This is a genomic window from Rhodococcus sp. 24CO (genome assembly GCF_050586165.1).
Classification (GTDB): domain Bacteria; phylum Actinomycetota; class Actinomycetes; order Mycobacteriales; family Mycobacteriaceae; genus Rhodococcus_F.
The window spans coordinates 510896-524465 of record NZ_JAZFNF010000003.1; the positions used below are offsets into that span (position 1 = coordinate 510896).

Here is a 13570-nt window from a genome sequence, read left to right on the forward strand (position 1 = left end):
GGAGCGACGTGGATACATACGCAGAAATAATTCGAAGCCGCGCCGAGGACGACAACGTTGGACTTCGATACGAGGACAAGTCGTGGTCGTGGCGCGAGGTCGTTCAGGAAAGTGCCGATCGCGCAGCGGCATTGACGTCCTTGGTGCCGCGGCCAAGCGACCGTCAGATCCACGTGGGCGTCCTACTCGAGAATGTTCCCGACTTCGTATTCTGGCTCGGCGCCGGACCTTTGGCCGGCGCGGCGGTTGTCGGTATCAACGCCAGTCGCAGCGGCGCGGAGCTGGCACATGACATCAGCCACGGCGACGTGGACGTCGTCATCACCGAGAATGCATTGGCGCATCTCGTCGACGGTACGGGCCACGGTCTGCCGCCTGAGCGCATCCTGAACATCGACAGCCCCGAGTACGGCGAGTTCTTGGCGCCGTTCCGCGGAGCACCGCTACCCGAGACCGTGCCGACACCGGAAGAAAAAGCCCTGCTGCTCTTCAGTTCCGGTTCGACAGGTGCGCCGAAAGCCGTGATCGTCGGGCAGGGACGGCTGGCACGATTGACAGCTGCCATGGTCGATCGGGTATCGATGCGCCGCGATTCCGTGACGTACCTGTGCATGCCGCTCTTCCACGGCAACGCGGTGATGTTGAACCTGGCCCCGGCGATGTGCGTCGGCGCGTCGGTTGCCATGACCAGGAAGTTCTCGGCCAGCAAGTTCGGTCCGGACATCCACCGCTACGGCGTCACCTACGTCAACTACGTCGGTCGGGCATTGTCGTACACGTTGAGCAGTCCCGAGGATCCCCGGGACGCGCAGAGCACGCTGGAATTGGCCTTCGGTACCGAGGCGTCGGAAACCGACGTCCGGCGGTTCTCCGAGCGGTATGGATGCACCGTGATGGAGGGTTACGGGCTCAGCGAAGGGGTGTTCCGAATCGGGCGCACACCGCAGACGCCCCGGGACTCCCTGGGTATTCCGCAGAACGGTCTCGATATCCGGGTTCTCGACGAAGCAACAGGTATCGAATGCCCGCCTGCGGAATTCGACAGCGACGGTCGTCTGATCAACGCCGAAGCGATCGGTGAGATGGTCGCAATCGGCTTGGCCCACACGTTCGAGGGATACTACAAGAACCCCGGGGCAATGGCGGATCGAGTGAAGGGCGCCGATTTCTGGTCCGGCGACCTGGCCTACCGTGACAGCGACGGCTACTTCTACTTTGCCGGGCGGTCTTCCGACTGGTTGCGGGTGGACAGCGAGAACTTCTCGGCCGCACCGGTCGAACGTGTCTTGCAACGGGTTCCGGGAGTGGCTGCAGCCCCGATCTTCGCCGTTCCGGATCCGCGGACCGGTGACCAGGTCATGGTTGTGGTCGAGATGGAAGACGGCGTGAGCTTCGACCCCAAGAGCTTCGGCGATTTCCTCGACGAACAGCCTGACATGGGCGCAAAGTGGTGGCCACGATTCGTTCGCGTTATCGACCGGATTCCCCTGACCGGAAGCAACAAGGTCAACAAGGCTCCGCTGCGTCGCGCAGCCTGGGCCACAGACGATTCCGTGTACACCAGGGTGGGAAGAACGCGTGAGTACGTCCTACTCGATGATGCCGGCCGCGACGCCATAGAGGCGGAATTCCGCACGCACGGCCGGTTGGCGATGTTGCCGAGCTAGCGTGCTGTGCGCCTTTGTCAACCGCAGGCGGTTGACAAAGGCGCACAGTGTTAGGTGCCCGTTGTGTCCAGTTCGATGATGCTGCTCGCGGAGTAGGTCTGTCCCGCAGGCAGTTCGGCGACATAGGGCACCAGCTGATCTGCGAACTCCTCTACTGTGAAGACCCCGTCCGCGGCGACAAACTTCTGCTGCACCGTGGGCGGGGCCATCAGCGCCACCATGTCGCCGTAGACCACAAATACCTGGCCGTTGATCGTCTGTGCTGCCGGAGTTGCCAGGAACGCCACGAAGGTGGCAACACGTTCCGGTGCCATGATGTCGAGCCCCGTATCCGGCTCACCGTCGGCAAAGACGCCGGCCGTCATCTCGGTGCGGGCACGTGGGCAGATCGCGTTGGCGGTGACACCGTACTTCGCCAGTCCACGCGAGGTGGACAGCGTCAGCGCGACGATGCCGGCTTTGGCCGCAGCGTAATTGGCTTGACCAGCGCCGCCGAGCAGAAACGCTTCGGACGCCGTGTTGATGACGCGACCGTACACCGGGCCACCGGCGGCCTTGCCCGCGGCGCGCCAATGCACCGCAGCCGAGCGGGAGAGCGCCGCATGGCCTTTGAGATGAATCGCAATGACGTCGTCCCACTGCTTCTCGGTCATGTTGAAGAGCATCGCGTCGCGGGTGATTCCGGCGTTGTTGACCACGATGTCCAAGCTGCCGAAGGTGTCGACCGCGGCTTCCACCAGCCGATCTCCCAGCGACCAGTCGCTGACGTCGCCGGTCACCGCAATAGCGCGCGATCCGAGAGCCTCGATTTCGCGCACGACATCGTCTGCAGCAGAACCGATGTCGTTGACCACGACACTCGCACCGCGAGAGGCCAATGCGAGTGCTTCGGTGCGGCCCAAGCCGGCTCCAGCGCCGGTGACGACGGCGGTGCGGCCGGTGAGCGAGGTATCACGTGAGTTAGGCAAGAGCTGGCTCCCTGGGTAGTCCGAGAATGAGTTCGCCGATCTGGTTGCGGAGGATTTCCGACGTACCACCGGCGATGGTCTGGAAGCGCACTTCCAGAAAACTGTGATGGACAGGTATTTTCAGCTCGCTGCCTGCCGGTAGGAAGCCGGAGAGCAGCAGTCCGGCGTCGGCAAGCCGCTGACCGTGCTCGCTGCCGACCAGTTTCAGTACCGCGCCCTCGGGACCTGGTCCCGCACCGAGGACCGCGAGTTCCGCGATTCGGGTGGTCAATGCCCGGAGCGCCAGATCCTCGGCAACCAGGTCGGCCACCGTGTCGTCCATACCGGAATTCTGTTGACGCACCACGGTGAACAGGTCGTGGATGCTGTAGGTGACGCCCAGACCGAGTCGCTCCCGGCCGATGGTGACACGCTCGTTTCCGAGTGCGGACCGCGCAACTCCCCAGCCGCCGTTGACTTCACCGAGCACATCGGCATCGGGAACAAACACGTCGTCGAGGAAAACCTCGGAGAAATGCGAATCGCCGGTGATCTGCTTGATCGGACGTACCTGCACTCCTGGCGCAGACATGTCGATCAGCATCATGGTGATGCCCTTGTGCTTCCGCGCCTCCGGGTCGGTGCGAACAGTAGCCATGCCATGTGTGGAGGTCACTCCGCCGCTGGTCCAGGTCTTCTGGCCGTTGACAATCCAGCCGCCGTCGACGCGCCGAGCCTTGGTAGTGATGCCGGCTGCATCGGAACCGGCACCAGGCTCGCTGAACAACTGGCACCATTTCACGGTACCCATGAGGCTGGCGTCGACAAAGCGTTCGTGTTGCTCCGCGGTGCCGTGTCCGACAACGGTGAGGAGCACCCATTCGCCGATTCCGTACTGCGGCAACTCGAGTGCCGATAGTTCTTCTTCCAGAACCAACTGCTCGACGGCGCCCGCGCCGCGGCCCCACGGCTTCGGCCAATGGGGAACGGCATAACCCGAGTCGACGAGTAGGCGTCGAAGCTGATCAGCGGGAGCGGCAACGGCCTCCTTCACGAATGCCCGGGCCTGCGTGCGGTACTCGTCGGCTTCGGCGGGCAGTTCGATGCTCGATTCGCGTCGGATCCCAGCGGCGGTGGCGTCGACAATGTCGGCGCGGGCGACAACGGGGGAGAAGGTGGCGTTCAACGCGCCTGCGCGGCGCAGATACAGGTGCGCGTCGTGCTCCCATGTGTAGCCGATGCCGCCGTGCACCTGGATGCACTTCTGGGCAACCCGCATGGCTGCGGGGAGCGCGCTCACCACGGCAACGGCTGCTGCGAGGGCGCTCTGATCCTCGTTGTCGGAGGCTGCCTGAGCGGCATCCCACGCAGCAGCGGTAGACATTTCGCGGTCCACGAGCATGTTGGCAAGGATGTGCTTGACCGACTGGAACGAGCCGATTGCGCGGCCGAAAGCAAAGCGGGCCTTGGCATACTCGACAGCCAGGTTCGTGGACGCGGTGATCACGCCCGCGGCTTCGGCAGCTGCCAGGGTGCGCCCGATCGACACCGCGTGAGTACTTGCGCCGAGCAGAACCGCGACGGCGTCGACGCTACCGTTTGTGGTCACCGCAGAGAGGGGGCGCGTCGGATCGAGCGTCGGAGCGTCGGTGATCTGTACCTGTTCGCGGCGTAGTACAACAACGTCCTCGCCGATCGAGACCAGAAGTATGTCGGCCATCGCGGCGCACAGAATCTCGACAGGTTCGGCGATCTCGACACTGACGCCCGCTAGGGTGGCTGGTGCGGCGATTCCGACTGCTGCGACAACGGTTCCGTCGATCAAACCGGGAAGTAGTTCGGCTTGTTGCCGGTTGGTTCCCGCCGCGGCAATCACCGCCGATGCCCACACCGTCGGTAGCAGTGGCCCGGGAGTGACCGCAGATCCCAATTCTTCCACCACCACGGACAATTCAGCCAAGCCGAACCCGGCGCCACCGTATTCTTCCGGCAGGTGGACACCTAGCCAGCCAAGCTCTGCGAAAGTCGACCACCCCGACGGCAATTCGTGCGTCGCGTTGTCGAGACTCTCGCGGGCCTCGGCGAGCGGGTCCGCTCGCGCGATATAGCTGCGAACCGACTGCGCAAGAGCGCGCTGGTCTTCGGAAAGTGCAATAGACATGGAGAACTACCTCGTTACGCGACTGAGCCCGCAGGCTGATTGTCACTGCCGCAGGACTACCGCAGACAGGAGTTGTTCCCTCTACACGTATCACGACAACCCCGGCTATAGCGGACAATCTCGCTGAGTGGGCCCAGCGCATCCACTATCGGAGCGCTACTCTGCCAACCGTGAGTCGTATCAATTCGTTCATCCGGCCGTTGGTTCCCCGTGATCCGCATGAGGCACATCGAGTGGCCACACCACTCGAACTGCTGACAGACCTGTGCTTTGTCGTGGCAGTTGCCCAGGCCGCCACGGGCCTTCACCATGCGATCAGTGAAGGGCACGCGGCCACGGGTGTCGGGCACTTCGCGATGGCGTTCTTCGCGATCTGGTGGACGTGGCTCAACTTCACGTGGTTTGCCTCCGCCTACGACAACGACGACGGCATTGCGCGACTTCTGACGATCTTCCAGATTCTGGGCGCGCTGGTACTCGCTGCCGGGATTCCGCGATTCTTCGACAACGACCCGCTGCTGATCATTCTCGGCTACGTAATTATGCGAATAGCCCTGGTGATTCAATGGGTTCGAGTGTCGAGAAACGATCCTGAACACGCACTCACCGCCCGCAGGTACGCCCTCGGCATCGTGCTCGTTCAACTCGGTTGGATCGGCTTCTACTTTGTACCGGCCGCGATCTACGTCCCGACATTCCTGTTCCTGGTGCTGTGCGAATTTGCCGTGCCGGTGTGGTCGGAGAAGCCGGGAATGACGCCCTGGCACCCACACCACATCGCGGAACGGTACTCACTGTTCTTCATCATCGTTCTCGGCGAAACGATTCTGTCCACCACCGTCGCGATTCAGGACGCGGTGTCCGGGGAACATCCGGCGGCCAAAGTGGCGTACGTCGTTGTCGGCGGAATCCTGATCGTCTTCAGCCTGTGGTGGCTGTACTTCCAGAGAAACGCCGGCGACGCTCTCGGCGGCGACAACGTCTCACCCTTCGTCTGGGGCTTCGGGCACTACTTCATCTTTGCCGCCGCCGCTGCCATCGGTTCCGGGTTGGCTTCCCGCGTCGACTACTGGACCGGCCACGCCGAAGGCAGCGCCTTGGTGACCGGTGCGGCCGTCACTGTGCCGGTAGCCGTCATCCTGGCGGCACTGTGGTTCATTCACATCCGCTTGCACGATTCGTCGACGCGAACCCTCGTGCCATTCGGCGTGGCTATTGCGGTGATCCTGGGCGGCACTTTCACCGCCGTCCCGGAATTGGTGGCCGGTCTGGCCTGCGCGGCATTGCTGGCGGTAGAGCTCGTACTTACCGAAGGAAGTAAAGAGCCCGCCTAGCTACATGATGTACCTAGCGAACCGAGAGTCGTTCCTTGCGAAGCTGATCGACCTCGGGCAAGTGCAGGGGCGCGAGTGAGTCCACGCCCAGAGCGCGCATCAGCAACAGGTCTGCCAGCTCGGGATTGCGCGCGAGAACCGGACCGTGCATGTACGTGCCGATGACGGAACCCTGGGTGACTCCCTCGAGTCCGTCGCCGACGCCGTTGCCGACGCCGTGCGTGACGCGTGCGAAGCCGGATGCGTCGGCGCCGAGAGTGGTTCCACCACGATGGTTTTCGAAACCCGAGAGCGGTGCGGTGAGCCCCTTGATCAAGGGCTTCGTGATGACTTCACCGATCGAGCGCTTTTCCTGCGGCGCGGTCGTGACGTCGAGCATGGACACGCCGTCGACGCGCTCGCCACTCGAGGTTTCGTACCAGTTGCCCAGAACCTGGATGGCTGCGCAGATAGCGAGAACGGGTGCGCCGCATTCGGCTGCGCGCTGCAGTCCGGGGTATTTGCCGAGATGCCGGGTAGCGAGGCGCTGCGCAGAATCCTCCGCGCCGCCGAGGGTGTAGACGTCGAGTGAATCCGGCACCGGGTCGTTGAGCGTGATGTCGACGATCTCGGCGTCGTAGCCGCGCATGCGCAGACGCTGACGCAGGATCAGGGCGTTACCGCCGTCGCCGTAGGTGCCCATGACGTCGGGGAGGACAAGCCCGATGCGCACTGTCGAATCAGACATCGCGAGTCTCCTTGGCGATTGCGGTGTTCAGATCGCGGAATGCCGTGTAGTTGGCAAGAACTTCGACGCGACCGGGCGGGCAGGAAGCAATGGCGCGCAAAGGATCCGGCTCCAAGGTGTGCTCGACGCCGGCGTAGGTGAGGCGCACCGCGAGGTCGGTTCCGCGCTCACCGGCCGCAACCACTTTGACGCCCTCGAAGTGTTCGAACTTCACGTCCCACAGCCAGGAGAGATCCTCGCCGTCGGGGACCTGCCCGTTCACGGCGATGACCAAGCCGTCGACGGACGGATCGATCATGGACAGAGCTTCCTGCCAGCCGGCGGGATTCTTCGCGAGGAGCATGTGGACGGAATGGGAGCCCACCTGCACGGTGCTGTATCGCCCGGCAACTTCCTGGACCGTCGACGCTGCGGCAACTGCGCCGACCGGATCTGCGCCCAAGGCCACTGCAGCGGCGACGGCCTGAGCTGCGTTGCCGCGGTTGGCTTTTCCGGGCAGCGTCAACGTCATCGGAATCTTCAGACCGTCAGGGCCGTAGAGATTGTCGTCGTCGAGCCACCAGGCCGGCTCGGGCCGTGCGAAGTCCGAACCGGTACTGCGCCAGTGCTTTCCCTCCCAAACAATGGGTTCGCCGGTACGCGGGCAGCTGACGGAATCGCTCGCCCAGCCGCCGCCGGCCGCAACCCACACGACGTTCTGGGCGTCGTACGCCACGGAGGTAACCAGTACGTCGTCACAGTTGGCGACGATGACCGCATTCGGGTGCGCGTTGACGCACGCCCGCAGTTTGCGTTCGATCATGTTGATCTCACCGACGCGGTCCAGCTGATCGCGGCTCAGATTCAGGAGCACGATCACTTCCGGGTTCACGGCGTCGGCGACGTGGGGAACGTGAAGTTCGTCGACTTCGAGAGCCGCAACCGGCGCGTTCATCCGGTTTGCCAGTGCCGCGACGATTCCGGCGTCCATGTTGGCGCCGTCGGCCTGCGTTGCCACGTCACCAAGCGTCGCGAGTGCCGCCGCCGTCATGCGCGTTGTTGTCGACTTGCCGTTGGTGCCGGTGACAACAACGGTTCGCTTCCCGCGTCCGAGTTGGGTCATCAGTGTCGGGTCGATCTTCAGGGCGATGAGCCCACCGATCATGGAGCCCTTGCCGCGGCCGGCTTTCTGCGATGCCCAGGAGGCTGTGGCGGCAGCGCGCAGGGCGAGCTTTCCGCGTGTCGTGATCGATAGTCCAGTTCCCACGGCCCGAGTTTGGCACAGCGCGCCGTCAGACTTCGAGTCGTGCAGGTGCTTGTCGTACGGGTGTGTTCGACGGAACAGCGGCCTTGGGGGTGCGTCGTATCTGGGCGGCGCTTGCCCCGGTGATCACGACGACGGCTCCCACCAGTGACAACGCGCTGGGATTCTCGTGCAGGAACAGCCAGGATGCGCCGATTCCCACTACCGGGACGAGCAGCGAAAGTGGTGCAACCGTGCCTGCGGGATAGCGTCCCATCAGGATGGTCCAGATGCCCGATCCGGCGATGGTGCCGATCAACACGATGTACGCGAGTCCGATCAGCGCCGGCCACCCGTCGGCACTGAACGAGGTTCCGAGGGCCTCCCAGCCCGCGCTCGGACCTTCGACCGCAGCGGACAGGGCAAGCATCGGCAGCGGAGGAATGACGCACATCCACAACATCAGCTGCATCGGTTTCGGGTCGCCGACGGTACCGGCTGCGGCAAGGCGACTACCGAGGTTGCCGAAAGCCCAGGACAAGCCGGCCAGCAGCGTCAGGATCACCGGTAGCAACGCGGCCTGGTGCGAGCGGTCCCAGCCGATCAGGGCCATACCCGCCACGGCAACGCCGATCCCGGACACCTGCCACACGCTGAGCTTTTCGCGCAGCAGTAGCGCGCCCAGTAGAACGGTGAAAGGGGCGGACGACTGCAGGACCAACGACGCGAGGCCGGTCGGCATGCCCGTGTGCATTGCCCAGTACAGGAACACGAATTGGCCCAAGCCGAAACCGAAGCCGTAGAGCAACAGCCATCGCGTCGGAACCTGGGGACGCGGCACGAAGATCACCACGGGGATCGCGATGAGTAGAAAGCGCAGCGCGGCGAAGAAATACGGCGGGAAGTGGTCGAGGCCGACCCGGATCGCCAGGAAGTTCAATCCCCACATGATTGCGACGGTCAATCCGAGAAGGCGGTCGCGAGGAGTCATGCCGTCAATCGTGAGCTGTGTAAAGCATCAGGACAAGCGAATAAAGATGGACCATTGATGTAGTTTTTCTACATGGATGCAACCCGGTTGCGAGTGCTGCGAGAGCTGGCGGACAGAGGAACGGTCGGTGGCACCGCCGAGGCACTCTCCATGACGCCGTCCGCGGTCTCCCAGCAGCTCAAGATCCTCGCCCGCGAGGCCGGTGTGCCGCTTCTGGAACCGGACGGTCGCAAACTCAGGCTCACCGACGCCGGCCGTGCGTTGGTTCTGCGCGCCGACGACGTGGTGGCCGCTCTCGAACGCGCGGACGCGGAGATGGCGTCGTACCGGGGTTCGCCGCGCGGAAAGGTTCGGGTGGCGTTCTTCCCGTCCGGGGCGGCGCTGCTGCTGCCCAGGGTGTTGACGGCACTCGAAGGGTCCGGCGTCTCCATTGATGCGTGCGACGTGGATCAGCCGGCGTCGGCGGTGCCGCGGCTACTGGCCGATCACGACGTGATCCTCACCCATCGCGACGAACGCGCTGCGGAGACGTCGTTTCCCCGGGTGAGTGTGCAGTCCCTGATGCGTGAACCCATCGACTTGGTGCTGCGGCCGGATCATCCTCTGGCAAAGCAGGATTCGGTTCGGTTGGATCAGTTGGTGGACGAGAACTGGATCAGTGTGCGCGGCGGATTCCCGGTCGACGACGTTCTGATGTCAGTCGCGGCCGTTACCGGTGTGCAACCTCGCGTCGGACATCGGATAAACGATTTCCGCGTAATCGAGGAGCTGGTCGCAGCCGGCCACGGAGTTGCGTTGATGCCGCGACACGCGATCACACATCCCGCAGTGTCGAGGAAACCTATCGCCGGTGTGCGTGCTGCCCGGGTCTATGAATTGGCGACGCGATTGCATGCCGACCGAAGTCCGGCGATCGCAGTGGTGCTCGCGGCGTTCCGAGACGTTGCACGGGCCGTCGGAGAATAAACAAAGCGGGAACGGCACGATTAGTGCCGTTCCCGCTTTGGTGGTGCAACCCGCAATTGCGCTGAAGATGAATCAGGCTGCCAGAGCCTTGGCCTTCAGGGAGGCGAATTCGTCTTCGGTGATGGTGCCGGCGTCGAGAAGTGCCTTCGCGTCGGCGATTGCTTCGGCGGGAGACTTGCCCGCTACCTCACGAATGTAGCTGTCCTGTGCCTGCTTGACCTGGTGCGCTGCTTCCATGGAGCGCTGAGCCATGCCGTCGCTCTTGACGATCAGGTAGATGAGCGCGGTGAGCCACGGAATGACGAAGAGGAAGAATACCCAGATGGCCTTCTTCCATCCTGAAGTCTTGTGGTCGCGGAACAGGTCCGTAATGATTGAGAACAGCAGGATCAGGTATGCGACGAACGCAAAACTGACGAGTATCACCCAGAGGAAATCCCAGAAGGAATCCATTGTCGAGCCCCATTTCGCAGGTCGGATTTGTCTGAGATGAACTATCTCACGCTGTGACCTCATCCGCATCATCCACAAAGGATGAAATAACCGTAATGAATTCTTTGAAATCCAGTTCAGGACGTTCGTCGTTCATGTGAATTCGATATGCAGTTCAGACAAGTGTGGCTCCTATCCGAATGGATAGGAGCCACACTCAACAGTTGTCCTAGCTAGCGCGGTTAACTGCCGAAACCACTGCTCGCAGCGACGCCGTCGTAATCGAGGTAGCGATACCGACGCCCCAGACGACGGTGCTCTGACCGTCGGGGCCGGTCACGGCGCACTCGACGTAGGCCGCGGCCTGAGCGTCGTCACCAGCGGACATGGCGTGCTCGGAGTAATCGAGAACGCGAACGTCGAAGTTGATGCTTCCCAGAGCGTCGACGAAGGCAGCGAGCGGGCCGTTACCGGTTCCCGAGATCTCCTGCTCCTTGCCGTTCACCTTTACGATCGCGGTGATCGCATCGGTGCCACCGTCCTCCTCGGACGCGGTGACCTTCTGCTTCATGCGCTCGAGCGGGCGGACGGGAGCCAGGTACTCCTCGTGGAAGACGTCCCACATTTCCTTCGGCGATACCTCGCCGCCCTCGCCGTCGGTGATCTTCTGGACGGACTGCGAGAACTCGATCTGCAGACGGCGCGGCAGCACCAGACCGTGATCGGCCTTCATGATGTACGCGACGCCGCCCTTGCCGGACTGCGAGTTCACGCGGATGACGGCTTCGTAGCTGCGGCCGACGTCCTTGGGGTCGATAGGCAGGTACGGAACCTGCCACACGATGTCGTCGACGTCGGCGTTCTGGCCGTCGGCGTCGATCTTCATGGCGTCGAGGCCCTTGTTGATGGCGTCCTGGTGGCTGCCGGAGAACGCGGTGTAGACCAGATCGCCGCCGTACGGGTGACGCTCGTGGACGGGCAGCTGGTTGCAGTACTCCACCGTGCGACGGATCTCGTCGATGTTGGAGAAGTCGATCTGCGGGTCGACGCCACGCGTGAACATATTCAGGGCGAGGGTGACCAGGCAGACGTTGCCGGTGCGCTCGCCATTGCCGAACAGGCAGCCTTCGATGCGGTCGGCTCCGGCCTGGTAGCCCAGCTCGGCTGCAGCGACGCCGGTGCCGCGGTCGTTGTGGGGGTGCAGCGACAGGATGACGGAGTCGCGGCGGGCCAGGTTGCGGTGCATCCACTCGATGGAATCGGCGTACACGTTGGGCGTGGCCATCTCGACCGTCGCGGGCAGGTTCAGGATCACCGGGTTAGCCGGCGTGGCACCGAGGGTTTCGGTGACGGCGTCACATACTTCCTTGGCGTACTCCAGCTCGGTGCCGGTGTAGGACTCGGGGGAGTACTCCCAGCGCCAGTTGGTGTCCGGGTACTTCTTCGACTCGGCGAGCACCAGTTCGGCGGCGTCGGTGGCGATCTTCTTGATCGTGGCCTTGTCGGCGCGGAAGACAACACGACGCTGCAGGATCGAGGTGGAGTTGTAGAAGTGCACGATCGCGTTCTCGGCACCTTCACACGCCTCGAACGTGCGCTTGATCAGCTCGGGACGCGACTGCGTCAGCACCTGAATGGTGACATCGGACGGGATTGCGCCGTCTTCGATGATTTCGCGGACGAAGTCGAAGTCCGTCTGGCTTGCCGACGGGAAGCCGACCTCGATCTCCTTGTACCCCATCCGGACCAGCAGATCGAACATACGACGCTTACGCGCCGGGCTCATCGGGTCGATCAGGGCCTGGTTGCCGTCACGCAGGTCCACCGCACACCACTGCGGGGCGCGGTCGATGACCTTGTCCGGCCAGGTGCGGTCCGGCAGCGTGACCGTTTCGACTTCTTCGGAGAAGGGCCGGTAACGGAACGTGGGCATCGACGAGTTCTTCTGCGTGTTCCACGCAGGCTGGTCGGCCGGTGCCGGCTTGGTGGGAGGCGTGATGATGCGAGTGCCGGTGGTGAATGCGTCAGCGGGGGACATGGGGTGATCTCCAACGATTGTGGACCCGGCCTGATGACCTGTTGGTCATGACCGAAAGTCCGGAAGGCTTGGTCGACCGGCGCACACAAAACCCCGCGACGGGAGGCCAGTCTGGATCAGACCCCGTCGCGGCAACCAAGAAGGAGTGCGCGCTGCATGCACTGCACTCTACCCCTGGAATGTCGGCGAATGAGGTGGGGTATCGGCGACGTGCCGAAATTGTCGTTGAACGGTGCTGTTGTTTCGTGCTCCGAAATGATCGACTGATCGCATGGATGATCCTCGAATTGCTGTGGCGCACGCATACCTCGATGCGCTTCTCTCGCACGACGGTAATTCAGTGCCGCTGGCTCCGGATGCAGTGCGGCACGAGGCGGGGATCAAAACCGGATTTTCGGGAAATCACTTGCGGCGCAGCCTGTCCGGCGGTCCCCAGTTTCGTCTGGTGCGTGCGATTCGAGATGTGGAGTGGAGCGTCGACGGCGATAATGTCGTAGCCGAGTACCTCCTCGACGCAGGGTTGTTCGGCAAGAATCTGATGACGGTGAACGTGCACGAGACCTTCCGGATCCCTCCCGACGACCTCCGTATCCACCGCATCACGGCCAAGATTCGGCCCACTCGCGGCAATCGCCCGTGACCCGAGCGTTGCGATGGATACTCTGCTGTGTCCTGATCGTGACCGGAGCGTTGAGCACCCCGACATTCGATCCGTAGTTCGAGATCTTGCAATCCGACGAGCTGGTGGCGGCGCAGCGCTACTCGAACGCGCTCGAACGCGCCGCTGACCGTCGTGCGCCGGGATTATTTACACAATCAAGACATCGTGTCCACGGATGCGGCCGTTGCGGTGTTCGACGCCGTCGCGAGTTCACTGGTCAGCAGCATCCACGTCCTCCTCGCCTGCGGTGTTGCCGTCGCGGTGGTGGGTTACCTTGCCAGTGGTTCGCGTTCCGCGACGTCAATGCGAAATGGGATCTCGCAACACTTCGGGCGTGAATCCGAGCCCGAGGTAAGGGCCGAGGTCAGTACGCGTCGGGAAGTCCCAGGACCACGTCGGTAAGCTCGACCTCTGGTATCTGTAA

The 13570-nt window shown here is 63.1% G+C and carries 12 protein-coding genes; 5 read left to right on the forward strand and 7 right to left on the reverse strand.

The annotated features are described in order from the left end of the window. Positions 1–8: 8 nt before the first annotated feature. The gene (locus V2B23_RS09590; RefSeq protein ID WP_430950124.1) at positions 9–1667 is read left to right on the forward strand and encodes an AMP-binding protein; all 1659 of its coding nucleotides are present in this window, start codon (positions 9–11) and stop codon (positions 1665–1667) included. 50 nt (positions 1668–1717) lie between these two features. Here the strand turns inward: V2B23_RS09590 and V2B23_RS09595 are convergent, their stop codons facing one another. Continuing rightward, positions 1718–2635, reverse strand: coding sequence for a 3-oxoacyl-ACP reductase (locus V2B23_RS09595; protein ID WP_430950125.1), 918 nt, complete (start codon positions 2633–2635; stop codon positions 1718–1720). After that, the gene (locus V2B23_RS09600; RefSeq protein WP_430950126.1) at positions 2628–4775 is read right to left on the reverse strand and encodes an acyl-CoA dehydrogenase; all 2148 of its coding nucleotides are present in this window, start codon (positions 4773–4775) and stop codon (positions 2628–2630) included. Before V2B23_RS09600 ends, V2B23_RS09595 begins: the two co-directional genes overlap by 8 nt. Before the next feature lie 170 nt (positions 4776–4945). On the opposite strand from V2B23_RS09600, the gene V2B23_RS09605 reads away from it, so the two are divergent. Then, on the forward strand, positions 4946–6109 hold the full coding sequence (locus V2B23_RS09605; protein ID WP_430950127.1) for a low temperature requirement protein A: 1164 nt from the start codon (positions 4946–4948) through the stop codon (positions 6107–6109). Between the two features lie 13 nt (positions 6110–6122). Here the strand turns inward: V2B23_RS09605 and V2B23_RS09610 are convergent, their stop codons facing one another. The 3 genes from V2B23_RS09610 to V2B23_RS09620 are packed head-to-tail and all read right to left on the reverse strand — an operon-like array spanning position 6123 to position 9049. Further along, complete coding sequence (locus V2B23_RS09610) at positions 6123–6836, reverse strand: type 1 glutamine amidotransferase (RefSeq protein ID WP_430950128.1); 714 nt, start codon at positions 6834–6836, stop codon at positions 6123–6125. Next, a complete protein-coding gene (locus V2B23_RS09615) occupies positions 6829–8082 on the reverse strand; it encodes a MurT ligase domain-containing protein (protein ID WP_430950129.1) in 1254 nt (417 codons plus the stop codon). Before V2B23_RS09615 ends, V2B23_RS09610 begins: the two co-directional genes overlap by 8 nt. Positions 8083–8107: 25 nt before the next feature. Further along, the gene (locus V2B23_RS09620; RefSeq protein ID WP_430950130.1) at positions 8108–9049 is read right to left on the reverse strand and encodes an EamA family transporter; all 942 of its coding nucleotides are present in this window, start codon (positions 9047–9049) and stop codon (positions 8108–8110) included. 72 nt (positions 9050–9121) lie between these two features. Here V2B23_RS09620 and V2B23_RS09625 point away from each other — a divergent pair, with 72 nt between their 5' ends. Continuing rightward, positions 9122–10015 (forward strand): LysR family transcriptional regulator, encoded by an 894-nt coding sequence (locus tag V2B23_RS09625; RefSeq protein ID WP_430950131.1) that lies wholly within the window; start codon positions 9122–9124, stop codon positions 10013–10015. Between the two features lie 72 nt (positions 10016–10087). On the opposite strand, the gene V2B23_RS09630 is transcribed toward V2B23_RS09625, so the two are convergent. Further along, positions 10088–10468, reverse strand: coding sequence for an SHOCT domain-containing protein (locus tag V2B23_RS09630; RefSeq protein ID WP_033235891.1), 381 nt, complete (start codon positions 10466–10468; stop codon positions 10088–10090). Between the two features lie 208 nt (positions 10469–10676). Beyond that, a complete protein-coding gene (leuA, locus tag V2B23_RS09635) occupies positions 10677–12485 on the reverse strand; it encodes a 2-isopropylmalate synthase (RefSeq protein ID WP_033235892.1) in 1809 nt (602 codons plus the stop codon). Between the two features lie 271 nt (positions 12486–12756). On the opposite strand from leuA, the gene V2B23_RS09640 reads away from it, so the two are divergent. Further along, complete coding sequence (locus V2B23_RS09640; RefSeq protein ID WP_430950132.1) at positions 12757–13125, forward strand: hypothetical protein; 369 nt, start codon at positions 12757–12759, stop codon at positions 13123–13125. A gap of 186 nt (positions 13126–13311) precedes the next feature. Beyond that, a complete protein-coding gene (locus tag V2B23_RS09645; protein WP_430950133.1) occupies positions 13312–13548 on the forward strand; it encodes a hypothetical protein in 237 nt (78 codons plus the stop codon). Positions 13549–13570 lie beyond the last annotated feature (22 nt).

Bases quoted from the DNA above. Each gene is read 5' to 3' on its own strand.
- V2B23_RS09600 (WP_430950126.1), bottom strand. From the start codon at position 4,775: ATGTCTATTGCACTTTCCGAAGACCAGCGCGCTCTTGCGCAGTCGGTT.
- V2B23_RS09610 (WP_430950128.1), bottom strand. From the start codon at position 6,836: ATGTCTGATTCGACAGTGCGCATCGGGCTTGTCCTCCCCGACGTCATG.
- V2B23_RS09620 (WP_430950130.1), bottom strand. From the start codon at position 9,049: ATGACTCCTCGCGACCGCCTTCTCGGATTGACCGTCGCAATCATGTGG.
- V2B23_RS09625 (WP_430950131.1), top strand. From the start codon at position 9,122: ATGGATGCAACCCGGTTGCGAGTGCTGCGAGAGCTGGCGGACAGAGGA.
- V2B23_RS09630 (WP_033235891.1), bottom strand. From the start codon at position 10,468: ATGGATTCCTTCTGGGATTTCCTCTGGGTGATACTCGTCAGTTTTGCG.
- leuA (WP_033235892.1), bottom strand. From the start codon at position 12,485: ATGTCCCCCGCTGACGCATTCACCACCGGCACTCGCATCATCACGCCT.
- V2B23_RS09640 (WP_430950132.1), top strand. From the start codon at position 12,757: ATGGATGATCCTCGAATTGCTGTGGCGCACGCATACCTCGATGCGCTT.